This window comes from Pseudomonas sp. NPDC088414 (assembly GCF_044753325.1).
Classification (GTDB): domain Bacteria; phylum Pseudomonadota; class Gammaproteobacteria; order Pseudomonadales; family Pseudomonadaceae; genus Aquipseudomonas.
The window spans coordinates 95815-119855 of the sequence record NZ_JBIVMY010000002.1; the positions used below are offsets into that span (position 1 = coordinate 95815).

At 62.1% G+C, this 24041-nt stretch carries 24 protein-coding genes and 2 pseudogenes; 14 read left to right on the top strand and 12 right to left on the bottom strand.

Annotated features, from left to right (window positions below; translation table 11 throughout):
- Positions 1–8: 8 nt before the first annotated feature.
- Entirely contained in the window at positions 9–1160 is a 1152-nt protein-coding gene (locus tag ACIP8I_RS03285) for an MFS transporter (RefSeq protein WP_400758652.1), read from the bottom strand.
- Positions 1161–1532: 372 nt separating this feature from the next.
- Between ACIP8I_RS03285 and ACIP8I_RS03290 the strand changes: the two genes are divergently transcribed.
- Positions 1533–2513 (top strand): diaminopimelate epimerase, encoded by a 981-nt coding sequence (locus ACIP8I_RS03290; protein WP_400758654.1) that lies wholly within the window; start codon positions 1533–1535, stop codon positions 2511–2513.
- Between the two features lie 128 nt (positions 2514–2641).
- Here ACIP8I_RS03290 and codA read toward each other — a convergent pair whose 3' ends face one another.
- From codA to ACIP8I_RS03315, 5 genes are all read right to left on the bottom strand, one after another.
- Positions 2642–3889: a cytosine deaminase gene (gene codA / locus ACIP8I_RS03295; protein ID WP_400758656.1), complete on the bottom strand. Its 1248-nt coding sequence runs from the start codon at positions 3887–3889 to the stop codon at positions 2642–2644.
- Positions 3890–3903: 14 nt separating this feature from the next.
- Positions 3904–5175, bottom strand: a complete 1272-nt coding sequence (gene codB / locus ACIP8I_RS03300; RefSeq protein WP_400758658.1) for a cytosine permease — start codon at positions 5173–5175, stop codon at positions 3904–3906.
- Positions 5176–5428: 253 nt separating this feature from the next.
- Positions 5429–6241 carry an alpha/beta fold hydrolase gene (locus ACIP8I_RS03305; RefSeq protein ID WP_400758660.1) on the bottom strand — a complete coding sequence of 271 codons (813 nt, stop codon included), beginning with the start codon at positions 6239–6241 and terminating at the stop codon, positions 5429–5431.
- Positions 6242–6424: 183 nt separating this feature from the next.
- Positions 6425–6781, bottom strand: a complete 357-nt coding sequence (queD, locus tag ACIP8I_RS03310) for a 6-carboxytetrahydropterin synthase QueD (protein ID WP_007955941.1) — start codon at positions 6779–6781, stop codon at positions 6425–6427.
- A gap of 95 nt (positions 6782–6876) precedes the next feature.
- Positions 6877–7956, bottom strand: coding sequence for a patatin-like phospholipase family protein (locus ACIP8I_RS03315; protein WP_400758662.1), 1080 nt, complete (start codon positions 7954–7956; stop codon positions 6877–6879).
- 230 nt (positions 7957–8186) lie between these two features.
- Here ACIP8I_RS03315 and ACIP8I_RS03320 point away from each other — a divergent pair, with 230 nt between their 5' ends.
- From ACIP8I_RS03320 to ACIP8I_RS03335, 4 genes are read left to right on the top strand one after another with little or no spacing between them, the layout of a single operon-like run.
- Complete coding sequence (locus tag ACIP8I_RS03320) at positions 8187–8495, top strand: PepSY domain-containing protein (protein ID WP_400758664.1); 309 nt, start codon at positions 8187–8189, stop codon at positions 8493–8495.
- Entirely contained in the window at positions 8495–8806 is a 312-nt protein-coding gene (locus ACIP8I_RS03325) for a PepSY domain-containing protein (protein WP_210557541.1), read from the top strand. Before ACIP8I_RS03320 ends, ACIP8I_RS03325 begins: the two co-directional genes overlap by 1 nt.
- A 3-nt stretch (positions 8807–8809) precedes the next feature.
- Entirely contained in the window at positions 8810–9478 is a 669-nt protein-coding gene (locus ACIP8I_RS03330) for a response regulator transcription factor (RefSeq protein ID WP_400758666.1), read from the top strand.
- On the top strand, positions 9475–10788 hold the full coding sequence (locus tag ACIP8I_RS03335) for a sensor histidine kinase (RefSeq protein WP_400758668.1): 1314 nt from the start codon (positions 9475–9477) through the stop codon (positions 10786–10788). The genes ACIP8I_RS03330 and ACIP8I_RS03335 overlap by 4 nt, the downstream gene beginning before the upstream one ends.
- 79 nt (positions 10789–10867) lie before the next feature.
- On the opposite strand, the gene ACIP8I_RS03340 is transcribed toward ACIP8I_RS03335, so the two are convergent.
- Positions 10868–11623, bottom strand: coding sequence for a methyl-accepting chemotaxis protein (locus ACIP8I_RS03340; protein ID WP_371262551.1), 756 nt, complete (start codon positions 11621–11623; stop codon positions 10868–10870).
- A gap of 102 nt (positions 11624–11725) precedes the next feature.
- Positions 11726–13198, bottom strand: a pseudogene (locus ACIP8I_RS03345) (HAMP domain-containing protein); the annotation flags it as partial.
- Between the two features lie 268 nt (positions 13199–13466).
- Here ACIP8I_RS03345 and ACIP8I_RS03350 point away from each other — a divergent pair.
- From ACIP8I_RS03350 to ACIP8I_RS03360, 3 genes and pseudogenes are all read left to right on the top strand, one after another.
- Positions 13467–14786, top strand: coding sequence for a Na+/H+ antiporter NhaC family protein (locus tag ACIP8I_RS03350; protein WP_367084035.1), 1320 nt, complete (start codon positions 13467–13469; stop codon positions 14784–14786).
- 197 nt (positions 14787–14983) lie between these two features.
- A pseudogene (locus ACIP8I_RS03355) lies at positions 14984–15808 on the top strand (cache domain-containing protein); the annotation flags it as partial.
- A gap of 102 nt (positions 15809–15910) precedes the next feature.
- A complete protein-coding gene (locus ACIP8I_RS03360) occupies positions 15911–16666 on the top strand; it encodes a methyl-accepting chemotaxis protein (protein ID WP_371917818.1) in 756 nt (251 codons plus the stop codon).
- A gap of 217 nt (positions 16667–16883) precedes the next feature.
- On the opposite strand, the gene ACIP8I_RS03365 is transcribed toward ACIP8I_RS03360, so the two are convergent.
- The gene (locus tag ACIP8I_RS03365; protein WP_400758669.1) at positions 16884–17819 is read right to left on the bottom strand and encodes a LysR family transcriptional regulator; all 936 of its coding nucleotides are present in this window, start codon (positions 17817–17819) and stop codon (positions 16884–16886) included.
- A 112-nt stretch (positions 17820–17931) separates the two neighbouring features.
- Here ACIP8I_RS03365 and ACIP8I_RS03370 point away from each other — a divergent pair, with 112 nt between their 5' ends.
- The 3 genes from ACIP8I_RS03370 (at position 17932) to ACIP8I_RS03380 (ending at position 20034) form a co-directional block, all read left to right on the top strand.
- Positions 17932–18417 (top strand): DMT family transporter, encoded by a 486-nt coding sequence (locus tag ACIP8I_RS03370; protein ID WP_400758671.1) that lies wholly within the window; start codon positions 17932–17934, stop codon positions 18415–18417.
- A 4-nt stretch (positions 18418–18421) separates the two neighbouring features.
- Positions 18422–18877: a DMT family transporter gene (locus ACIP8I_RS03375; RefSeq protein WP_098968038.1), complete on the top strand. Its 456-nt coding sequence runs from the start codon at positions 18422–18424 to the stop codon at positions 18875–18877.
- A 989-nt stretch (positions 18878–19866) separates the two neighbouring features.
- Entirely contained in the window at positions 19867–20034 is a 168-nt protein-coding gene (locus ACIP8I_RS03380) for a metallothionein (protein ID WP_007969539.1), read from the top strand.
- Positions 20035–20057: 23 nt separating this feature from the next.
- Here the strand turns inward: ACIP8I_RS03380 and ACIP8I_RS03385 are convergent, their stop codons facing one another.
- Both ACIP8I_RS03385 and ACIP8I_RS03390 read right to left on the bottom strand, forming a co-directional pair.
- A complete protein-coding gene (locus tag ACIP8I_RS03385; RefSeq protein ID WP_400758673.1) occupies positions 20058–20330 on the bottom strand; it encodes a hypothetical protein in 273 nt (90 codons plus the stop codon).
- A gap of 40 nt (positions 20331–20370) precedes the next feature.
- On the bottom strand, positions 20371–20598 hold the full coding sequence (locus ACIP8I_RS03390) for a DUF6555 family protein (protein ID WP_003223528.1): 228 nt from the start codon (positions 20596–20598) through the stop codon (positions 20371–20373).
- 136 nt (positions 20599–20734) lie between these two features.
- On the opposite strand from ACIP8I_RS03390, the gene ACIP8I_RS03395 reads away from it, so the two are divergent.
- The 3 genes from ACIP8I_RS03395 (at position 20735) to ACIP8I_RS03405 (ending at position 22883) form a co-directional block, all read left to right on the top strand.
- Positions 20735–21511 (top strand): AraC family transcriptional regulator, encoded by a 777-nt coding sequence (locus ACIP8I_RS03395; protein WP_400758675.1) that lies wholly within the window; start codon positions 20735–20737, stop codon positions 21509–21511.
- A gap of 210 nt (positions 21512–21721) precedes the next feature.
- Positions 21722–21895 (top strand): DUF1427 family protein, encoded by a 174-nt coding sequence (locus ACIP8I_RS03400; protein WP_007969534.1) that lies wholly within the window; start codon positions 21722–21724, stop codon positions 21893–21895.
- 31 nt (positions 21896–21926) lie between these two features.
- Positions 21927–22883: a zinc-binding alcohol dehydrogenase family protein gene (locus ACIP8I_RS03405; protein ID WP_400758677.1), complete on the top strand. Its 957-nt coding sequence runs from the start codon at positions 21927–21929 to the stop codon at positions 22881–22883.
- Between the two features lie 127 nt (positions 22884–23010).
- On the opposite strand, the gene ACIP8I_RS03410 is transcribed toward ACIP8I_RS03405, so the two are convergent.
- Complete coding sequence (locus ACIP8I_RS03410) at positions 23011–24033, bottom strand: purine-nucleoside phosphorylase (RefSeq protein WP_400758679.1); 1023 nt, start codon at positions 24031–24033, stop codon at positions 23011–23013.
- Between the last annotated feature and the right edge of the window lie 8 nt (positions 24034–24041).

Consider the following 24041-nt stretch of genomic DNA (forward strand, 5'->3'; position numbering starts at 1 on the left):
GATGGGGTTCAGACCTTGAGGACTTTGCCGCCGATGGCGACTGCCACCAACAGCACTGCCATCAACCCGAAAGCAAAACTCAGACTGCTGGCATGCGCAACAAAGCCGATCACCGCCGGCCCCGCCAGAATCCCCGCGTAACCCAGGGTGGTGATTGCCGGCACCGCGATGCTTTCCGGCATCACCGTCTGCTTGCCCACCGCCGTGTACAGCACCGGCACGATGTTCGAACAGCCGGCGCCGACCAGCGCATAACCCAGCAGCGCCGCTTCCCAGCTCGGGGCGAAGGTCGCCAGAAACAGACCTGCCGCCGCCAACAGCCCGCCGAACAGAATGACCCGCGTGGCGCCGACACTGCGCACGATCCGGTCACCCAGCAAGCGTCCGGCCGTCATGGTCAGGGCAAATGCGGCGTAACCCAAACCCGCATACGCCGTGTCGATCCCGCGTTCCTGCGCGAGGAACACCGCGCTCCAGTCCAGCGCCGCGCCTTCGGTGAGGAACACGATGAAGCACATCCCGCCGATGAACAGCACAATGCCGTGGGGAATGGCGAATGCCGGCCCGGAACTTTCACTGCCGTACGGCAACATGTGCGGCACCGCTTTGAACAGCGCACCGATCAACACCGCCACCACCACCAGCATCGCCGCCAGCGGCGTCAGCCCGAGGCCGAGCAGGGCACTGACACCCGCTGCGCCGACAATCCCGCCAAGGCTGAACAGGCCATGAAACCCCGACATCATATTTTTGCCGCTGGCCCGCTCGACAATCACCGCTTGCAGGTTCACGGTCGAGTCCACCGTGCCGAGCCCGGCGCCGAACATGAACAGCGCGGCGATCAGCGCCGGTATCGACGACACCGTCGCCAGCAACGGCAGCGCCGCGCAAATCAGCAGGGTGCCGCCGGTGGCGACTTTGCGGCAGCCGAAGCGCGTGGCGAGAATACCCGCCAGCGGCATCGCCAGAATCGAGCCGACTCCCAGGCACAACAGCAACAGGCCCAGCGTGCCTTCATCGAGTCCAGCCCGGGCCTTGGCGTACGGCACCAGTGGCGCCCACGCGGCAATGCCGAGGCCGGCGATGAAAAAGGCGATGCGCGTCGACATCTGTTGCAGGCGTCCGGGGACGAAGGCGTCTTGGGGGTTGAGGCTGGTCATATCGATCCTTGGCAAAAAACGTCGCGTCCCCCGAATGACAGTGATAGCGCGTCGAGGTTCGATCGCAGGTCTCGGGGCGGTGCAACCGACATCCTAACCTGTGGCAGCGAGCTTGCTCGCGAATGCGGTGGTTCAGGCAATGAATATGGCGACTGATACGCAGCCTTCGCGAGCAAGCTCGCTCCCACATTGGATGACCGGTGTTCACAACTGCCCGTTCTGTGCAGAACCCTGTGGGAGCGGGCTTGCCCGCGATTGCGGTGGTTCAGGCAATGAATATGACGGCTGACAAACCGCTTTCGCGAGCAGGCTCACTCCTACAGGGGATCGCGGTTTACAGTGATGGCTTCGACAAGGTGAGTGAGGCCGGTGATGACGCAGTTCTACGATGCGCGGGGCAATATTTACGGGGTGGTTTCGCCTGAGGCGCTTCGCGAGGCGGGGATCGATTTGCCGAACGATGCCGCGCAGTGTGCTGTGTCGAGACCGGCATGGAGTCGCGCAGCCATTGCGCTGTGCTGCGACTGGCCCGAAGGGCAGCGTCCAGCGGGGAGCAAATCGCATCGCAGCGATGGTCTGTTGATCGGACCGTTTCAGTCGGCGGCGCCATTTGATGTGTTGATCGTCAACACCGACGGCACCTTGGCCGAGCGCAGCGGCAATGGCCTGACGATCTTTTCCCAGTCGTTGCTGGAGCAGGGGCTGATGCCGGCGGAAGGGGTGGCGCTGCGAGTGCATCACGACAAGGGCGACGCAGTGGAAACTTCGGTGAAACCAGTTGCAGTCGATGGCGTTAACGGCTTCTGGCTGAATCTCGGTCAACCGGGCTTCGGTCCTTCAGCGGTGACCGCCCGGAATGTTGAAAGCCGCGAATTCAATGGTCATGAAGTGAGCCATGTAAAACCCTTGGCGCAGCTCGATCCTGCGTGGCAGCACAGCCAGTTCGTGCGCATCGGCAACCCGCATTGCGTGACCTTGCTCACCGACGTTGCCGCGTTGCCGAGCAACCCGCAAATGCGCGAATCGCCCTGGGCCGAAGGCCTGACCCGAATCGCCTACGCGATGCCGACGGGCGCCGGCCAGCCATGCCCGGCGGGCGTCAATCTGCAATGGGCCGCGCTTGAGTCAGCGCAGCGCATCGTCGCCCGCGTGTTCGAGCGTGGCGAAGGGCCGACGGCGTCTTCAGGCACCAGTGCCAGTGCGGTGGCCTGCGCAGCATGGGCGGTGGGTTGGGTGGCGAGCGGCGAAGTGCACGTCGTCATGCCGGGCGGGACGGCGCCGGTGTTGCTTGAAGAAGAGCAGGGCGAATTGGTGCGGGTCAGGCTGTTTGGTACGGCGCGATTGATCGGCTGAATCGGCTAACGCCTTCGCTGGCAAGCCAGCTCCCACAGAGTTATATGGTGAACACAAATCACGCGTTCACTGCTGAATACTGTGGGAGCTGGCTTGCCAGCGATGAGGCCATCAGCCTGACAACCATTTCAGATCTGTCCGCCGCTGAACTCCACCACCGGCATCTGCCGCTGCATCAGCACCTTGCCGCCACGAATCGAATACAGCGGCAGGCCCTGGCTGCGGATCACTTCGTAATCGCTGTCCGCCGACAGAATCAGCAGGTTCGCCGGACGCCCCTTTTCCAAACCATATCGCTCACCCAGGTGCATGGCTTTGGCGCTGTTGTCGGTGACCAGGTCCAGCGCGTTCTGCAGGTTGCGGTATCCGAGCATGTGGCAGATGTGCAACCCGGCTTCCAGCACGCGCAGGATGTTGCCGTTGCCCAGCGGATACCACGGATCGACGATCGAATCCTGGCCGAAACACACGTTCATCCCGGCTTCGAGCAATTCATTCACGCGGGTCACGCCACGGCGTTTCGGGAAGTTGTCGAAGCGCCCCTGCAGGTGAATGCTTTCGGTCGGGCACGAGACGAAACTGATCCCGGAATGCCCGAGCAGGCGGAACAGTTTGGCGCAGTAGGCGTTGTCGTAAGAGCCCATCGCCGTGGTGTGACTGGCGGTGACCCGCGCGCCCATGTCGCGGCTGCGCGCCTCTTCGGCGAGCACTTCGAGAAAGCGCGAGTGCGGGTCGTCGGTCTCGTCGCAATGCACATCCACCAGGCAGCCGGTGCGCTCGGCCAGATCCATCAGAAACTTCACCGAACTGACGCCCTGATCACGGGTGTACTCGAAATGTGGAATGCCGCCAACCACGTCGGCGCCCATGCGAATCGCTTCTTCCATCAGCTCGCGACCGTTGCGGAACGACTCGATGCCTTCCTGCGGGAACGCGACGATTTGCAGGTCGATCAGGTGCCGGGTTTCTTCGCGCACTTCGAGCATCGCCTTGAGTGCGGTGAGTTGCGGGTCGGTAACGTCGACGTGGGTGCGCACGTGCTGGATGCCGTGGGCGGCCAGGGCCTGAATGGTCTTTTTGGCGCGGGTTTTGGTGTCTTCTTCGGTGATGGTGACCTTGCGCTCGCCCCAGCACTCGATGCCTTCGAACAACGTGCCGCTCATGTTCCAGCGCGGTTCGCCAGCGGTGAGGGTGGCGTCGAGGTGGATGTGCGGCTCGACGAAGGGCGGCACCACCAGATTGCCGCCGGCGTCGAGGTCGCCGGGGTTGAGGGTCGGGGCTTCGGTCTGGCGGCCGATGCTGCGGATCAGGCCTTCTTCCAGGTGCAATTCGTGCAAACCTTCCTGGTTGCGCAGTCGGGCGTTGATGATGTGCATCAGGCGAATCCTTCTTATAGGTCTTGTAATGGCACGGTGGCGCGACGGGCGCCGAGCAGGCCGGTGACGATGACATACGTTAGCGCGGCGGCGGCAATCCCTACCAGCGGCGCGACCCACGGCGAGTGGAACGCAGCGAGCGTACCGACCGCGTAAGCCCCCAGCCCCGGCCAGTTGAACGCCGGCAGCCGTGCGTCGGCCAGACGCGGATAACGCCCACGCCAGCGGAAGAAAAAGTCGGCCATGATCACCCCGCCAATCGGCGGAATCACCGTGCCCAGCAGAATCAGGTACGGCACCAGCATGTCGTACATGCCCAGCAGGGCGAGCAGGGTGCCGATCACTGCGCCGGCCAGGGTCACGGTCTTGCGCCGCCCGGTGCGCAGCAGGTTGCAGCCGGCGACGGCGAAGTTATAGATAGTGTTGTCCTGGGTGCTCCAGATATTCAGCAACAGCATGGCCATCGCGGCCATGGCGAAACCTTGCAGCAGCAACACTTCAACCACGTCGGGCTGCTGATAGACGATCGCACCGTAGGCGCCGATCAGCACCATCAGGCCATTGCCGATGAAAAATCCGATCAGGCTGGCCAACACGGCAACCCGTGCCGAGCGTGAGAAGCGGGTCCAGTTGGTCGCCTGGGTCGCGCCGCTGACGAAGGTGCCGAACACCAGCGTGATCGCGGTCGACCAGTCCAGCGAACCCGTCGGCACCACGCTGAGCAAACCATCGAGGCCACCGACTTTTACCGTCGCGACCCACATCGACAGCATCAGCAGCAACATCATCGCCGGCACCGCGATGTACGACAGAATCTCCAGGCCGCGATACCCGACATACGCCGTGGCGCAGAACACCAGGCCGAACAGCACCATCAAACCGAGCACGGTGCCCTCATTCAGATCGAAGTATTTGCCGAGCACCACGGCGGCGGTCGCAGTACCCCAGGCATACCAGCCGATCTGGGTGAAACCGAGGATCAGGTCGCTGAGCTTGCTGCCGACTTCACCAAAACAGAAACGCCCCATCAGCACCGAATTAAGCCCGCTCTTGAAGGCGATATAACCCAGCCCCGCCGCATACAGCCCGAGCAGCAGGTTGCCGACGACGATCACCGCCATCATCTCGGCAAAACTGAACGCCACACCGAGCTTGCCGCCGGCGAACATGGTTGCGGTGAAAAACGTGAAACCGAGCAACACCATGGCGGTTGAGGCCAGACCTTTGCGGGCATGCATCGGCACTTCGCTGAGCGGGTAGTCGTTGCCGGGGTCGTTCTGCGTCATGGGGCGTTCCTTGCTGAAGAGGGGGGGACGCGGGGTGGGTTGCAGTGGTCGTGCCAAATGCTGGTTGGCGCGGGTTATGTATAGACGAGGCGCATGGATTGGCGCGAAAGCGGTGCAACTGAATGCACCCGAGCCCCATGTAGGAGCTGCCGCAGGCTGCGATCTTTTGATTTTGATTTTAAAAAACAAGATCAAAAGATCGTCCGAACGCGGCCCGAGCCTGCGGCAGCTCCTACAGGGGGATTTATGTGGGTCAGAGAAATCTGAGCAGGGCAGCAACGATGGCTTCCGGGGCGTCTTCCTGGACGAGGTGGCCGGCGTTGGCGATTGGGTGAAATTGCGAACCGGGAATCATCTTGTGCAACGCCCGGCCGCGCTCGATGGGAATCCACTGGTCGGCTTCCCCCCAGAGAATCTGCACCGGGCAGCGGATAGACGGGTACAGCGGTTCGGCCTCGCGGGTGTAACGCTCGTCCATCTGCGCGATCTGCCGATAGAACGCCGCTTGCCCCGGATCGCCGAGCCACGGTTGCACGTAGGGCGCCAGTTCATCATCGGGGATGTCGCGGTGAATCGCCCCGCGAATGTAGGTCGGGACGATGGCGCGCTGAATGTAATCCGGCAGACCGTTGAACGCCGCTTGATGCTGGCGCACATGCTGCACGAACGGCGATCCCCATGGCGTCAGCGCCACGGGATCGATCAGCGTCAGGCTGCGGTAGTCCTTGCCATTGAGCAAATGCGTGCGCAACGCGGTGGCGCCGCCGAAGTCATGGGCGACCACGTCCGGGCGCTGGATGTTCCAGTGATCGAGCAGCTGCGCGAGCAGTTGATTCTGCACGCCGAGGGAGACATCGGCATCCGGTTGTGCGGAGCGCCCGTAACCCAGCAGGTCGAAATAATGCACGCGGTGGCTGGCAAAGAAATACGGCGCGATCCGGTGCCACACATAGGATGAAAACGGTGTGCCATGCACCAACACCAGTGGCGGGCCGTCACCGCGCACAGCGTGGCGCACCGGGTGCCCGTTGAACTCGAAGACCTGATCCAGCAGCCAGTCCGTCATGGGCCTGTCCTCTTGGCGGGTTTGAGCCAAAAAGCATAGACATAAAAAAACAGCCGTGAAGGCTGTTAACGCAGATCCCCTCTGTAGGAGCTGCCGCAGGCTGCGATCTTTTGATCTTGATCTTTAAAAACAAGATCAAAAGATCGCAGCCTTCGGCAGCTCCTACACAGGGATTTGTTTGGATCATTCACCGCGATAGATGCAACCGCTGGTGCAGGTCTCGTGAATGCGGATCGCGCTGAGTTCCGGCAGCAGTGGCTTCAGTTCATTCCAGATGAATTTGGCCAGCACTTCGCTGGTCGGGTTTTCCAGGCCGGGAATGTCGTTCAGGTAGTTGTGGTCCAGACGCTCGTACAGCGGCTTGAAAATCGCTTTGATCTCAGAAAAATCACGGATCCAGCCGGTGTGCGGATCGAGGTCGCCGCTCAAATGAATCGCCACTTTGAACGAGTGACCGTGCAGACGCCCGCACTTGTGGCCGTCCGGTACGTGCGGCAGGCGGTGGGCGGATTCGAATGTAAATTCCTTGAAGATTTCCACAGTATTTTCGGCTCTGTTCAGGTGGCGTTCGCCGCAGCGATTCGGGCAGGCGGCGAGTTTACCAGCTTGTGTTTGGCGATGCGGGAAAACACTGACTAAAGGGTCAGCAAGCGTTCGGCGAGGCGACCGTTGGTGGTCAACTCGAGAAACTCGTCGCCCAGCCGGCGGCTTTCGTCCATCGCCGCATGCCAGTACTTTTGGCGGCTCGGCGCATCGCCCATGAAGCGCTTGAAGTCGTTACGGTCGGGGAGTTTGCCGTAGGGCAGGCGCGCCAGATATTCCTTCGAAGGCGCGAGCAACAGCACGTCCTGCAAACGCTCCACCGAGGCGCGGCGCCACGGCAGGGTCTTGTCGAACCAGCCGGGGATCACCCGGTCGGTGAAGTGCGGATAAAGCACGATGCCGTCGCCGCTGTAGGGCAGATCGAGGTGATAGTCGAGCAGCCCGCCATCGCGGAACGTGCCGGCCCCGGCGCCCGGCAGGTCGCGCACGCCTTCCATGACCATCGGAATCGACCCCGAGGCCAGCAGCGCCTGACGCAGGTTGCCGGCATTGAGGGCGACGAAGCGCGACGGAAAGTCATTCAGCGCATTCAACGGCGGGGCGAGGCGCGGGTCGTGAATGATCAGCCGTTCGAAGTGCCGCGACAGCCGTGCGCGACCGCGCAGGTTATCGGCAATCACCGAACCCAGCGCCAGGCCGAGGCGGCCACGATGGTCGTCGGCCAGGCGTCCGTGGCTTTTGACCACCATGATGTTCAAGCGGTAATCGGCGTTGTTGAGGATGCTGGCGTCGCGGCCGTCGAGCAGGTCATTGAGCATGCGCTGCGAGCTCTGGCTGATCTCGGTCATGGTCACGCCTTTGTTGAAATTCTGCTCGGCGTACAACTGACCGAGGCGGCGGATGCCTTCGGCGGCGTCCGGCAGGCAAGCACTGGCGAAGCGCCAGGAACCGACCGACGCGCCGATCAGCGAGCGCTCACGCGGCGCGCTCGGCAGCCATTCACCGAACAACGCCAGGTCCAGCCCTTGAATCCCCAAAGCCTTCGGCCCGCCGGCGGCACCGGGAAGGGTGCCGACGTCAGCGGCGTTCAGGCCCTGGGCACGAATGCGCGCCATGGCCCGTGGGCCGGCCTTGAGGGTGAGGGCGGAGAACTTGATGTGGATGGCGGTCATACCGGTCTCGATCGTTAGCAAGCGAACAATTATAAGCACATGTTACCGAACTCTGTAGGAGCTGCCGCAGGCTCGGGCCGCGTTCGGACGATCTTTTGATTTTTAAAGGCAAGATCAAAAGATCGCAGCCTGCGGCAGCTCCTACAGGGCAATGATGGCAATTCAGTTTCAGTTAAGTTGCTCCCGCTAAGGTGCCCACCGTAGCTGCACATAAAAATACGGAGACACCCATGAAAACCCTGACTGCCCTGTCCATTGCCTCGATCATCGGCCTGACCGCCAGCCTCGCCCACGCTCGCGATCTTGGCCCCGATGAAGCCCTGCGCCTGCGCGACGCTGGTACTATCGTCTCCTTCGAGAAGCTCAACGCCACGGCGCTGGCCAGACATCCGGGCTCGACCATCACCGATACCGAGCTGGAAGAGCAGTACGGCAAGTACGTCTACCAGGTCGAAATGCGTGATCCGCAGGGGCTGGAGTGGGATCTGGAATTAGACGCGGTCACTGGGCAGGTTCTCAAGGATCATCAGGATACGTAATGAAGGTTAATGTTCGCGCCACCAGCCGCACGGCGTTGGCGCTTGTGATTGTCTGCTCGGCGGCGATGGCCCGCGATCTCGATCAGGACGAGGCATTGAAGCTGCGTCAGCAGGGGGTGATCCTGCCGCTGGAGCAGGTGCTGCAACAGGCGCTGGATCGCTATCCGGGGGCCAAACTGCTGGAGGTCGAGCTGGAGGAAAAGCACGACGTCTATGTTTACGAAGTCGAACTGCTGACGGTCGAGGGCGTGGCGCGCGAGCTGCACCTGAAGGCCGACAGCGGCGAACTGCTCAAAGACAAGGAAGATTGACCGATGCGTTTGCTTCTGGTGGAAGACCACGTGCCGCTGGCTGACGAACTGATCGCCAGCCTGCAGCGCCAAGGCTACGCGGTGGACTGGCTGGCGGACGGCCGCGATGCGGTCTATCAGGGCAGCAGCGAGCCGTATGACCTGATCATTCTCGACCTCGGTCTGCCCGGCGTTCCCGGACTGGAGGTGCTGGCGCAATGGCGCGCCGGTGGCCTGTCGACCCCGGTGCTGATCCTCACCGCTCGCGATTCCTGGGCCGAGCGCATCGAAGGCCTGAAGGCTGGCGCCGACGATTACCTGACCAAACCGTTCCACCCCGAAGAGCTGCACCTGCGGGTGCAGTCGTTGCTGCGCCGCTCCAAGGGCCAGGCCAATCAGCCGACGCTCAAGGCCGCCGGTCTGCATCTGGATGAAGGTCGCCAGTGCGTGATTCGCGACGGCAGCGAGATTCAGCTGACCGCCGCCGAATTCCGCCTGCTGCGCTATTTCATGCTGCACCCGGAACAGATCCTGTCGAAAACCCACCTCGCCGAGCACCTCTACGACGGCGAGACCGAGCGTGATTCCAACGTCCTCGAAGTTCACGTCAACCACCTGCGGCGCAAACTCGGCAAAGCGGTGATCGAAACCCGTCGCGGCCAGGGTTACCTGTTCGGCGGGCAAGCTTCGTGAGGTCGATCCAGCGCCGCTTGAGCCTCGGGTTGATCAGCGTGATGGTGATCGTCGGCCTGGTGCTGGCGCAAACCAGTCTGTGGTTGTTCGAAGTCGGTTTGCAGCGTTATCTCGAAGCGGGCCTGCGCAACGACAGTGAAAGCCTGCTGGTGGCGCTGGTGCGTGGCCCGCAAGGGTTGCAGCTGGACGAGCGGCACTTGTCGCCGGCCTATCAGCGACCGTTTTCCGGGCATTACTTCCGCATCGATTTTGCCGACAGCCACTGGCGCTCGCGTTCGCTGTGGGATCAGGATCTGCCACTGCTGGAGCACCCGGGTCTGCACAGCAACCTGCAACTGGGGCCGGACGGTCAGCAGTTGCTGGTATTGCGCTCGGACTATCGACGTCTGGGGCAATCTATCTCGATCAGCGTCGCCCAGGATTACACTCCGGTGCGCGAGAGTTTCCAGCGCATGCGCCAGATCGGCCTCGGGCTGGGCCTGGCCGGTTTGCTGCTGATTCTGCTGCTGCAACGGCTGACGGTGCGGCGCGCGTTGAAGCCGCTGGAACGCGCGCGCGAGCAGATCGCCCAGTTGCAGCAGGGCCAGCGTTCGCAACTGGACGATCAGGTGCCGGTGGAACTGGAGCCGCTGGTGGCGCAGATCAACCATTTGCTGGCGCACACCGAAGACAGCCTCAAGCGTTCACGCAATGCGCTGGGCAATCTGGGGCATGCGCTGAAAACGCCGTTGGCGGTGCTACTGAGTCTGGCGTCGAGCGAGAAACTCGATGCCCACCCGGAGCTGCGCCGAATCCTCAAGGAGCAACTGGAACAGGTGCAACAGCGGCTCAATCGTGAGCTCAATCGCGCACGGTTATCCGGTGATGCGCTGCCGGGTGCGCTGTTTGATTGCGATGCGGAACTGCCGGGATTGCTGGCAACGCTGAACATGATCCACGGCGAGCATCTGGCACTGAGCTACGTCGCGCCGCCGGGGCTGCAACTGCCGTGGGATCGCGAGGACTTGCTGGAGCTGCTCGGCAACCTGCTGGACAACGCCTGCAAATGGGCGGATGCCGAGGTGCGCCTGAGTGTGATCGAGCGAACGGACGGCTTCGCCCTGAGCGTTGAAGATGACGGCCCGGGAATTCCTGAAGAGCAACGCACTCAGGTGTTCAGCCGTGGCACGCGGCTCGATGAGCAGACTGACGGGCATGGCCTGGGACTGGGGATCGTGCGCGATATCGTCGAGACGTGGGGTGGGTTGCTGGTGCTGGGCGAGAGCGAGTGGGGCGGGTTGAAGGTGGTGATCGAATTGCCAAAACGCTGATCTCCCCAACACCATAAATCCCCTGTGGGAGCGAGCAAGCTCGCTCCCACATTGAAGTCCAGTTGGATTCAAGTCCGAGTCAGACCCGGAACTGATCCATCAGACTCTGCTGCTGATTCGCCAGGCTGTTCAGCGACTGGCTCACCCGCGCCGATTCATTGGCCTGTCCGGACAGCGATTCGGTCACATCACGAATGGTTGCCACGTTGTTGTTGATCTCCTCGGCCACCGCGCTCTGTTCTTCCGCCGCGCTGGCGATCTGCAGGTTCATGTCGCTGATCACCGTCACTGCATCGCCGATCTGGCGCAGTGCGGTCACTGCTTGCCCGACCTGCTCGACACTGCCCTGCGCCTGACGATGGCTGTTGCCCATCGAACCGACCACATCCTGGGTGCCGGTCTGCAGTTGCTCGATGACCTGACGGGTTTCTTCCACCGACTCTTGGGTGCGGCGGGCAAGGTTGCGCACTTCGTCGGCGACCACGGCAAAACCACGCCCGGCTTCACCGGCACGCGCCGCTTCGATCGCCGCGTTGAGGGCCAGCAGGTTGGTCTGTTCGGCGATGGCGCGGATGGTTTCCAGCACGGTGCCGATCTTCTCGCTGTTGGCGGCCAGGCCTTCGACTTGAACCATCGCCGCGCTCATGTCGGCGGCGAGGGTGTCGATGCTCGCGGTGGTGCGGTCGATCACGGTCAGGCCCTGACGGGTGGCGCGGTCGGCGTCCTTGGCCGCTTCGGCGGCTTGCGCGGCGCTGCGTGCGACGTCCTGCGCGGTGGCGCTCATTTCGTGAGAGGCGGTGGCGACCTGATCGACCTGACGGTATTGCTGCTCCATGCCGGCGCTGGTCTGGGTGGCGATGGCCGAGGACTGGTCGGCGGTGTTGCGCGCGTCCTGCACCGAGCGTTTCACTTCGGCGATGATCGGCTGCAGCTTGTCGAGGAACTTGTTGAACCAGCCGGCCAGTTGACCGAGTTCATCCTGCTTGTCATACGCCAGACGGCGGGTCAGATCGCCTTCGCCGCTGGCAATGTCTTCGAGCATATGCGCGACGCCGAGGATCGGTTTGGTCACGCTGCGCGCCATCAGCCACACCAGCAGCAGGCCGACCAGCGCCGCGAGCACGCCGAGGCTCAGTTCGATCAATGTGCCCGAGTTGTTGCTCGCATCCAGTTGCTGCTTGAGCGCTTCGGCGCGGCTGACCAGCACCTTTTCCGGTACGTCGAGCAACACGGCCCACGACGGCCCGCCGGGGATCGGCTGGAACGGCGACAGCACTTTCAACTGGCCGTTGCTGTGCAGGCTGCTGACGCTGCTGCTGGCCGCAAGTTGGCGCAACAGTTCAGCGCCACTGACGGTGTCCACGGCATCCAGGCGCTTGCTCAGTTTGCTCGCATCCGGGCTATAACCGGCGAGCAGGCCGGTGGGGCTGATGATGCTCACGGCGGTCTGGCCGTCGTAGAGTTTTTTGCTCGCGCCCTGGCTGATCGCCTGCAGGCTGTTGAGATTGATGTCCACCGACAGCGAGGCGATGACTTTGCCGTTGACCATCAACGGGAAGACGATGCTGGTCATCAGCACGTTCTGACCGTCGATCACATAGAAGTACGGTTCGATCACGCACGGTTTGAGCGTGGTGCGCGGGCAGGTGAACCAGGCGTTGGCGGCCTGACCGCTGGGGCCGGTGCTGGTGTCGGCCATGTCGCTTTCCGGCAGGGCCATCGAGGTGACTTTGCCCGGAGTCGGCTGCGACCAGTACAGGGCAAAACGGCCCTTGTCGTTGCTGCCGAGTTCAGCCTGACCGGCGAACAGTTCATCCTTGCCATCCAAGGCGTTGGCTTCGAACACCAGCGACAGACCGAGCAGATCCGGGTTGGCCTGCAGGGCGGACTTGACCTGGCGGGTCATGTCTTCACGCAGGTCGAAGGCGTCGAGGAAGCGCTTCTCGGCCTGTTCGCGCAGGAACAGCACCTGCCGCGAGAAACCGTGACCGTATTGATAGGCGTCCATGAACTGCTGGCGAATCCCGGCAGCCTGCACCTCACCTTGCGATTCAATGCGCGCCTGGGCCGACTCGGTCAGCATCTCCATGCTCGAAGCTTTCACCAGCTCGGAGCTGTGCCCCATGCGGTACAGCGAAAGACCCACCAGCAGGGTCACGATGCCCGCCAGGCACAGGCCGGCGAGCAGGGTGATTTTCCATTGAATGGAAAGTTGTCTGAGCGACATGGAGACGTCCTTATTCGATAAATATCTGAGACTTTGCACTGTAACGGCCGCGTTTCGGCTTTCTTTATTGTTCAAGCGCAATATGACCGATTGCCGCAGCCGAGTGACATTTAGATCCCTGTGGCGAGGGAGCTTGCTCCCGCTGGGGTGCGTAGCGCCCCCAAATCCTGCTAATGCGGTCATTCAGGGCATAACGCGTCTACCGGGTTTGCGACTGCTGCGCAGCCGAGCGGGAGCAAGCTCCCTCGCCACAGGGATCTCCTGCGCACCACCGGGTTGTGCACTGGCAGTTACATTTCAGTTCAGCCGCTCGCTTTGACACCGCCGCCACTCTGCGGCACAGTGCGCGCCCTTCTAATAAGACCCTCTTTGCAAATCCGCCGGTTAACCGTTGGCGGACTCATCCTGTCTGGCGGTGATGATTTCATCGCAGTGTTTTTGAGGTAGTGAAATGAATGCAGTGATTGCTGCGGTCGGCGTCATGCTGATCCTCAGCCTGTCCCGCGTGCACGTGGTGATCGCCCTGATCGTCGGTGCACTGGTCGGCGGCCTGACCGGTGGTCTGGGCATCGACGCCACGCTCAAGGCGTTCAACAGCGGCCTGGGTGGTGGGGCCACGGTGGCGTTGTCCTACGCGTTGCTCGGCGCTTTCGCCGTGGCGATTGCCAAGTCCGGCCTGGCCCATGCGCTGGCCGACAAGGCTCTGGCGATGGTTGACCGCCAGCATTCGAGCGGCGGCGGCAGCGTCAAATGGCTGCTGATCGGTCTGCTGTGGGTGGTGGCGATTGCCTCGCAGAACATTCTGCCGATCCACATTGCGTTCATTCCGCTGCTGGTGCCGCCGCTGCTTTATGTACTGACCAAGTTGCAGCTGGATCGGCGGCTGATCGCCTGCGTCATGACCTTCGGCCTGATCACCCCGTACATGGTGTTCCCGGTGGGTTTCGGCAACATCTTCCTCAATCAGATTCTGCTGGCCAACGTCAGCAAGGCCGGGGTCGATATCAGCCAGATCAACGTCATGCACGCCATGGCGATTCCGGCGCTGGGCATGGTCTTCGGCCTGTTGCTGGCGGTGTTTTTCAGCTATCGCAAGAAGCGCGTTTACGATCTGCAGAAGATCGAACAGGTCGAGCAGGTCAGCGTGGCGTACAACCCGAAGACCATCGGCATTGCCGGTCTGGCGATTGCCGCCGCGTTCATCATTCAGTTGCTATTGGACTCGATGATTATCGGCGCACTGGCCGGGTTCCTGATTTTCTCGGCCTCGGGCATCGTCAAATGGCGTGAGACCGACGACCTGTTCACTGAAGGCATGAAGATGATGGCGATGATCGGCTTCATCATGATCTCCGCCTCGGGTTTCGCCGAAGTGCTCAAGGCCACCGGCGAAGTGCGCTCGCTGGTGGAAAGCGCGGCGGCGTGGATCGATCACAGCCAGGCGATCGGCGCGTTGTTGATGCTGCTGGTGGGCCTGATGGTGACCATCGGTATCGGCTCGTCGTTCTCCACGGTGCCGATTCTGGCGGCGATTTTCGTACCGCTGTGCGTGCAACTGGGCTTCAGCCCGATGGCCATCGTGTGCATCGTCGGCACTGCCGGGGCGCTGGGCGACACCGGCTCGCCGGCCTCCGACTCGACGCTGGGCCCGACCTCCGGGCTGAACGTCGATGGCCAGCACCACCACATCTGGGACACCGTGGTGCCGACCTTCCTGCACTACAACTTGCCGCTGCTGGCGTTCGGCTGGGTGGCGGCGATGGTCCTCTGATCACCACATACCCCTTGTAGGAGTGAGCCTGCTCGCGATAGCGATGTATCAGTCGACAGATGTAGTGGCTGATACACCGCTATCGCGAGCAGGCTCACTCCTACAGGGGATGGGGTCAAGTCGAAGCTCAACTTTTGCTATTGCGTGCCGTTAACGCCTTTAACCACGCCAATAAAACCAAAAGAGTGAGCCCCCCAATGCGCTTGAGTCTCAAGGCCAAAGTCCTGTCCCTTGCCGTCCTGCCGGTGCTGCTCTTTGCGCTGGTCATCAGCCTGACCACGCTGTTTATCCTCCAGCAACAGGCGCACACCGAGGTCGAACAGACCCGCGAGCGCCTGCTCGCCGACGCCAAGGCCACGTTGCAAAGTTACGTCGCCGTGGCCATGACCACGATCAAGCCGCTGTACGACGCAGCCGCCCCCGGTGACAACGTGGCGCGGGCGCAGGCGATCAAGCTGCTGTCGGGCATCCGCTACGGCAAGGACGGCTACTTCTTCGGCTACGACTCCGAGACCGTGCGCCTGTTCAAGGCCAACGACCCCGAAGGCGTGGGCAAAAGCTTCAAGGACAACCGCGACCCCAATGGCGTCTACGTCAACCTCGGCCTGGTGAAAGTGGCGAAGGACGGCACCCACTATCTGCAATACAGCTCGCCGTTGCCGGGCAACGCCAGCGTGCTGGTGCCGAAACTCGGCTACACCGAATACCTGGCGAAGTGGGACATGGCGGTCGGGACCTCGGTCAACCTCGACGGTATCGAAGCGCAAGTCGCGGTGGTCGAGGCGCAAGTTCAGGAGCGCATGCAAGGCGTGATCCTCAGCATTGTCGGCGTGGCGCTGGTGGTGTTGCTGGTGATTGCCATCGCCGGGATGCTGCTGGCCAACACCATTCTGCGCCCGCTCAATCTGATGAAAGCCAACCTCGACGACATCGCGGCGGGCGAGGGCGATCTGACACGCCGGTTGAACATCACCAGCCAGGACGAACTCGGCGAACTGGCCGGCTCGTTCAACCGCTTCGTCGACAGGATCCACGGCCTGGTGCGGCAGATCACCGAGATGACCACGCAACTGACTGGCCTGGTGAATCAGGTCTCGGATCAGGCCCAGCGCTCCGACCAGGCCATGGAGCGTCAGCGCCACGAGACCGATCAGGTCGCCACCGCGATCAATGAGATGTCCGCCGCCGCTCAGGAAGTCGCCAAGAGCGCGCAGAACGCCGCGGTCGCCGCGCAGCAGACCGACGAGGAAGGCCAGAGCGCCAAGCGCGTGGTGGCCGGCAGCATCAAACAGATTCATGCGCTGGTGGATGACATTCGCAGCAGCGGCGTGTCGCTCGACAGCCTGCAACAGGATGTGTCGTCGATTGTCGGCGTGCTCGGGGTGATTCGTTCGATTGCCGAGCAGACCAACCTGCTGGCGCTCAACGCGGCGATTGAAGCGGCGCGTGCCGGGGAGGCCGGGCGCGGCTTTGCGGTGGTGGCGGACGAAGTGCGCGCGCTGGCCAGCCGTACGCAGATCAGCACCCAGGAAATTCAAGGGATGATCGATCGCCTGCAGGCCGGCACACAGTCGGCGGTCGAGGCGATGCGCCGCTCTAGCGAAGCGGGCGATGGCACCTCGGCGCAGGCCAATCAGGCCGGCGCGTCGCTGGATGCCATGGCTGACCTGATTGCCACGATCAACTCGATGAACGCGCAGATCGCCAGTGCTGCCGAGGAACAAACGGCGGTGGCCGAAGAGATCAACCGCAGCGTGCATCAGATTGCGGTGGCGGTGGACAGCGTGGCGGATGAGACGCAACTGGGGGCGCAGACTTCGCGCAGTCTGGCAGAGCTTGGGCAGCGGTTGGGCAAGCTGGTGGGCCAGTTCCGCATCTGATAATTGAGTGAATCCTCAAGCGGGCCCTCACCCTAGCCCTCTCCCGGAGGGAGAGGGGACTGACCGCAGCGTCTCGCGTCATACATCGACCTGAAAAAACCAGTCGATTCTGGATTCAAAGCCGATCGTTCACGTCAGCGTATCTCTTGACTATCCCCCGATCAGTCCCCTCTCCCTCCGGGAGAGGGCTAGGGTGAGGGGCTTTTGATTTTCAGCTTCAAGGTCTGTCCCAGTACGGCACTTCACCAAAGCACTCGACAAAGAAATCAATCACCGTCCGCACCTTCACCGACAACCGCCGGCTCCCCGGCCACAGCACCGCGATCTGCTGCGGTTCCAGGCTGTTGGACACCTGATACTCGCGCAACACCGGCACCAGCGTGCCTTCGCGCACCGCCTCACCAATCAGCCAGGACGGAAACATCACCAGCCCCAGGCCTTGCTCGGCGGCCTGGGTGAGGGTGTCGGCGTGGTTGCCGGTGATCGGGCCTTTGACCGAGTAAGGCGTCCAGTCACCCTGGCCCTGGCGGAAAAACCAGCGCTGCTGGCCAGTCGCGCCCTTGTAGGCCAGGCACTGGTGCTGCGCCAGATCCTGCGGGTGTTGCGGAGTACCGTGGCGCTCGAGATAGGCCGGGCTGGCGGCGACCTGAAAGCGATGCGGCGCCAGAATCCGCGCCTGCATGCTCGAGTCGTGCAGCGGGCCGATGCGAAACAGCAGGTCGGCGCCTTCCTGCAACGGGTCGACGTAATGGTCGGTCTGCTGGATGTCCAGTTGCAGCTGCGGATAGCGCGCGCGCAACTGACCGAGCCACGGCGTCAGATGCCTTTGACCGAATACCACCGGCGCGTTGATCCGCACCAGCCCGGTGGGTTCGCTTTGCTGTTCCTGCAACGCCTGCTCGGCTTCCTCCAGTTGCACCAGCACCAGCCGCGCGTGGTGGCCGAGCATGCGTCCGGCCTCGGTCGGCGTCACGGCGCGGGTGTGGCGGTAGAGCAATTGCTGGTTCAGCGCCTGCTCCATCAACTGAATCTGCCGCGAGATCGAAGAGGGCGCCACGCCCTCGCGGCGGGCGACTTCGGAAAAACTGCCGTGGTCGAGCACCGCCACAAACAGCCTGAGTGCCTTGAATCCCAGTTCATTGAGCCCGTGCATGAATCATCCTGCTGTGCGAGTTGCGCAAAAGTGTTGTCTGAATGCTCCCATTTATCGCACAGCGGCGCCAGCCGATAATCCGCGCCATCGTTTACTTGCGTGGAATCTTGATATGCAGACGTTGGATGAAGTGAGTGGGGCGGCGCCGGTCAGCAAGCCGGGGTTGCGCCTGTTGTTGCTGCCGCTGGTGATTCTGGCCGGCATGGGCCTGTCGGTGGAGGCCGGGTTGCTGGGGCCGTTGGGGGAGCAGGTCGGGCATCTGTGGGCGACTTTGAGCATTTTCGGCGTAGGTTCGGCGATTCTGTTTTTGCTGCTGTTGTTCGCCGGCCCGCAGAAAGGCCCGGCGCTGACCGATCTGCCGCGCTGGCAATTGATCGGCGGGTTTCTGGGGCCGATGTACGTGGTGGTGCTGACCCTGGCGACGCCGCATATCGGGATCGCGATGACGATGATCGCGATTTTGTCCGGGCAGGTCGGCAAGAGTGTGCTGATCGACCATTTCGGCTGGTTCGGCGCGACGCGCAAGAAGGTCAATGCCGAGCGGTGGCTGGCATTGGTGTTGATTGTGGTGGCATTGGTTCTGATTGCGCGGGGTTGAGAATATGAGTCTGGTTATTTTGTTGGCTGTGGTGGTGTTGGCGGGCGCAGTGTTGAGTGTGCAGGCGGCCATCAATGGACGCCTCGGTGAAACGGTCGGGGTGTTGCGCAGCAGTCTGCTGACGTTTTTCGTCGGGGCGGTGGTCACCGGGTTGTTGATTGTGTTTTTTGAGCCGGCGCATGCGGTGAGTTTGCTTGATGTGCCGAAGTGGCAGGTCTGTGGGGCGCTGTTTGGGGTGGTTTACATGATGGTCATGGTTGGCGCGGTGCCTGTTGTGGGGACTGCGGTGGCGACTGTTGCGGTGATTGTTGGTCAACTTGGGATGGGGATGTTGATCGATAATTTTGGCTGGTTGGGGAATCCGGCGATCGAGCTTTCGTCTTCTCGGGTGTTGGCGATGGTGTGTCTGGGGTTGGCTTTGGTTTTTATGTATCGGAGTAGTGTTCGTCGCTCTGATTGAGTTTTGGGTGTAGATCCGTTTTTTGGGTGAAGGCTGATTAGGGTTCCGCCCTTACGGCGGGTCACTTTTGGCAAACGCCCCAAAAGTAACCAAAAGGGCTTTACCCTGACGTTCGGCCCTCGCCTAGGCTCGGGTTCCTTCGCTCCGGGATTCATCCGGGGGGCAGCGCCTACGGTTTGCTTCGCTGCACCTCCTCTCGCTGTGTTTGGCTGCGCCAAACGGTCGCTGCGCTCCCACCCCCGGATGAATCCCTCCACTCAGCCTGCCGACGGGCCCTGAGATCAAAAGCTTTACTCGAGCTAACGCTCATTGTGTTGAGTGGGGCGGCTTCGCCGCATGGGGTGCACGCTCTCTAAATTGTAGGAGCCAGCCTGCTGGCGATGGCGGCCTGACAGCCGACCAATCTCTTGCGGATGCACCCGGCCCAACTGTGGGAGCGGGCTTGCTCGCGAAGGCGGCCTGTCAGCCGACCAATCTCCAACTGAATACACCCAATCCCATGTAGGAACTGCCGAAGGCTGTGATCTTTTGATCCGCTTTGGCTTTGGCTTTGGCTTTGGCTTTGGCTTTTGATGTGGCTTTTGATCTTCAGCCCCTTCGGCAGGCCGAGCGTAGGTGTCCATCCGGGGGTAGGCGCGCAGCGCCATGCGGCGCAGCCGCATACATCGAGAGGAGGTGCAGCGAAGCAAACCGTAGGCGATGCCCCCGGATGGACACCGTAGCGAGGGAACACTGAGCCTCAGCGAAGTGCCGTACGCCGGGGGCAAAGCGTTTTGGTTCCTTTTTGGCGTTTGAAAAAGGGACTCGCTGTAAGAGCGAAACCGCCAGCGGCAGCACCCGCAGAAACGGATATTCACCCAATATCGCCAGCAGGCACCCAATCCCCCCAAAAAAACCAGATCAAAAGATCGCAGCCTGCGGCAGCTCCTACACTGGTATTTACGGCTTATCCCAAAGCCCAGACAACCACCACAAAAGGAGTCTGCCCCATGCCCGATAGAAAATGCGATTGCCCCAACTGCAAATGCACCATCAAAGAAGGCGACCACTCTTACGCCGTACACGGCAAACACTATTGCTGTGAAGCCTGCGCGCACCACCACAAGGACGGTGCGGAGTGTTCAAGCAAAGGCTGCCATTGCGCCCACCCCAAATAACCGCGCGCATAAAAAAGTGGAGCCTAATCAGGCTCCACTTGCAGTTTCAGGCTTTCATCATCCAGCCGTTCGGTATGGCGGACCGTGCCTTGCAGTCGTCGACCGTCAACCCGCACCACCACGGTTTTCGCCTGGTCGAGGTCTTCCGGTAACGGCGCCGGCACGCGCAGGGCAAAGCTATAGGGGTCGCCTTCGACAGCCTCAAGACCCACCCGACAGTCCACGCTTTTGGTGATACGTCCGAACAGGGTGTCCAGTCCGTAATCCAGATGCGCCGGGCTGAAGATGCTGGTCATTGTGTATGCCCCCAAAGAGTCCCCATCGTCTGACGAGATTCTAGCTCGCCGGTCGCCATGTGACATTTTCCACGCCGAATTTCTCCGCCATCGGTTTGCTGGTCTTTTGCACTTTTTCCCGGCCAAACCGCGGGATGCGACCCACGCCGGCGTCGCAACTTGCCCAGTGCCACGCCTCGGCATTGTCCATCTTGTCCGAGCGGATAATGAACGACTTAGGCGTGCCGTGAAGGGTGTAATCGATGACAAACAGTTTTGCGTTGTTCATAAAGCCCGTATTCCTCCCTGTGGTATTAGAAGGATCGCGGCGCGTCGGGAAAATTCACTCGGATTGTCCGACGGTATCTATCGTTGGCGACGCGTGGACGCAGTGGTTACCATGGCCGCTCCGCCAACCCCAATGAATGCTCGCCATGGCCCTAGCCGCACCCCCCGATCTCACGGATACCGATGTGCCGGTGCAACCGCTGGCGCGTACCTATCCGCGTGGTCTGTTCATCGAGCCGCACGAGCATGTCTGGGGGCAGTTGCTGTATGCGATGAGCGGGGTGATGTGGGTCGAGACCCCGCATGAGGCGCTGGTGGTGCCGCCGCAGCGCGCGGTGTGGTTGCCGCCCGGGGTGCCACACGGGATTCGGGTGGTCTCGGACTTGCAGATGCGCAATATCTACCTGCGCCCGGTGCTGGCGGCGACGCTGGATCCGACGGTGCAGGTGATCGAGGTTGGTGGGCTGTTGCGTGAGTTGATCGTCGGCCTGGTGGAGCAGGGCGATAACGGTGAGCCGGCCTATTACGACGCCCTGGTCGGGCTGGCGTTGCTGGAGCTCAAGCGCGCCCGGCGCTCACAATTGAAGATCGCGCTGCCGGACGATTCCGACCGGCGCCTGATGAACCTGTGCCAGGCGGTGATGGCCGCGCCGTCGCTGGAGATCCCGTTCGAGCAGCACGCGGAAAATGCCGGGGCCAGCGTGCGCACGCTGGCGCGGCTGTTCAAGGACAGCCTCGGCATGGGCTTCGCCGAATGGCGGCGGCAGGTGCAACTGGCGACGGCGGTGGCCGAGTTGATTCAGGGCGTGCCGGTGAGTGTGATCGCTCGCGAGCTGGGGTATGCGCCGAGCAGTTTCAGTGACATGTTCCGGCGCGAGCTGGGCGTGGCGCCTTCGCAATTCTCCACGGGCTGAACACAATCCTGTGGTAGCTGGCTTGCCAGCGATGGCGTCGGTACATTCAACGTCTTCATGGCAGACAAATCGCTATCGCTGGCAAGCCAGCTCCCACAAGGTCATGTGGTGACTTTCCAAGTTGGCCGAAATTCAGAAGTCCTTGGCCGATACCGCTGCCCATCCTTCCCTAGACTCTGCCCATTCTTTTAACGCGGCGGAGTTTCCTCCATGAACTACCTGATTTCGCTGGCCATCGGTCTGGGTGTCGGCCTGCTCTATGGCGCGCTGGATTTCCGTTCCCCGGCACCACCGGCCATCGCGCTGGTGGGGCTGCTGGGCATGCTCGCGGGTGAGCAGTTGTGGCCGATGGGCCGGCAACTGGTCGCCGGTTGGTTGTCCTGAATTCTCTTTTTTTCCTTTGGTGGATGTCCTCATGAAAGCACTGCAATTCGATAAAACCGGCGATCTGTCTTCCCTGCGTTTCGTCGACGTACCGACCCCAATGCCCGGCACTGATGAAGTGCTGGTCGAGATCAAGGCGGCCGGTCTCAATCCCAGTGACGTGAAGAACGTGCTCGGGCGGTTTCCGTACACCACATTGCCACGGATTCCCGGGCGCGATTTTGCCGGTGTCGTGGTCGAGGGACCGCAGGCGTTGCTCGGTCAGGAAGTCTGGGGCACCGGGCGTGAGCTGGGCTTTTTTGCCGATGGCTCGCACGCGCAGTTCGTCAAACTGCCGGCCAATGGCGTGGCGCACAAACCTTCGCACTTGAGTTTCGCCCAAGCGGCCAGCCTCGGTGTTCCGTACACCACGGCGTGGGATGCGCTGGAACGCAGTCTGGTGGCCGCTGAAACCCGTTTGCTGGTGATCGGCGGCGGTGCGGTGGCCACGGCGGCGTTGGCGCTGGCCAAGGTACGTGGTGCGCAAATCCTCGCGGCAGCGCGTCGGCCGGAGCAGGTCAAGGAGTTGCAGGCGCAGGGCTTCCAGACGATTCAGCTGGATAAACCCGAAGACCTCGGTGCGCAGGTCAACGCGGTGTACAGCGGTGGCGCCGACGTGATCTTCGATACCACCGGTTTCTGGCTACCGGCCTCGGTGGCGGCATTGGCCGCGTTCGGGCGCATCGCGATCATCGCCGCACCGGTCGACGGCCATGTGCAGTTGCCGGCGTTGGCGTTGTATCGCAAGGGCGGTTCGGTGGTCGGGATCAACTCGCTGTTGTACGGCGTGCAGGCCTGTGCGGCGATGCTTGAGCAGTTCGGGCGGTTCTTTGATGAGGATCTGTTGCCGTTGCCGCAGGGGTTGGTGGAGGTGCCATTGGCGCAAGGGTTGCAGCGCTATGCAGAGGTGAATCAGGGCAGTGGCGACAAGGTCATCCTCATCCCCTGATCTTCCAGACACCGCATAACCTGTGGGAGCTGGCTTGCCAGCGATAGCGGTAGAACAGTCGATGAAGATATTGACTGGACTGATGCCATCGCTGGCAAGCCAGCTCCCACAGGGTTTTTTGTTGGGCTCAGGATTGCGGAACGCCGTTTTCCCACGCCGTCCAGTTTTTCAGAATGTCCTGCACCAGCGGATTGCCCGCGCGATAGAGGTTTTCCAGCGCCGGCACAAAGCCGCCCTGATCGGCGTACTTCAGCAGATTGTCCACCTCACTGCCGCCCGGCGCCGGACGGTCGAAGTCAGAGCCTGCACGTACCACCGCCAGACGCTGCACATCCACCAGACCTTCGCGACTGGCGCGCAACAAGGCCTCGTAGGTCGAATTGTCTTCCTGTTGCGTGGTGCAATATTCGCCCTGGTTGTCGGTCAGCAATTTGGTCCAGACCTCGGCGCGTTCGCTCAGGCGTGTACCGGAGAACCAGGTGTTGCCCGCCAGCGTGTCGCAGCGCGTAACCACTGGCGGCTGATTGGCCGGGGCCGACGGGTATTTGCGGCGCCACGCCGCCGATTCCTTGCTCTCGCTCAGTTCGACCTTGTGGCTCAGGGCGAAGGCTTTGGCCTGCAGTTGCGGGTTGAGTTCGAAGACTTCGGTCTTGTAGTCCAGCGGCGGTTTTTCGTTCGGACCCTTGGTGTTGATACCGAGGTAACCGGTCGGCCAGCTCGCCGGCGCATCGCGCGAATCCAGCTCCCATTGCGTGCCGAATTCCACCAGATAATGCGCCCACGCGGCGGTGCCGATGGTGCCGTGTTTGGGGCTGATGCCGGCGATCCCGGCGATCAGGAACCAGCTTTTGCGCAGGTCGAATTTCGGCGACAGGGCCAAGGCCAGGGTTGAAGCGGCGGCGTTGGTCTGGCCCATGCCGGTGGTCAGCAGGCACACCTGTTGTGCGTTGCAGCGGATGGTCGGGTACTCGGCGGACAGGCCCGGTACGCGGATTTCCTGCTTGAGATCGAGGCGCTCGATCCAGTTCTGTGCCTCGGGGGCGAACATGGTGATCAGCACCACTTTCGGCTGGATCGGCGCTTCAGTCGCCCAGGTGGTGGAAGAGAGCAGGGCCGCAGCGGCCAGGGTCAGACGCGTCATTGCTTGCATGAGAATCT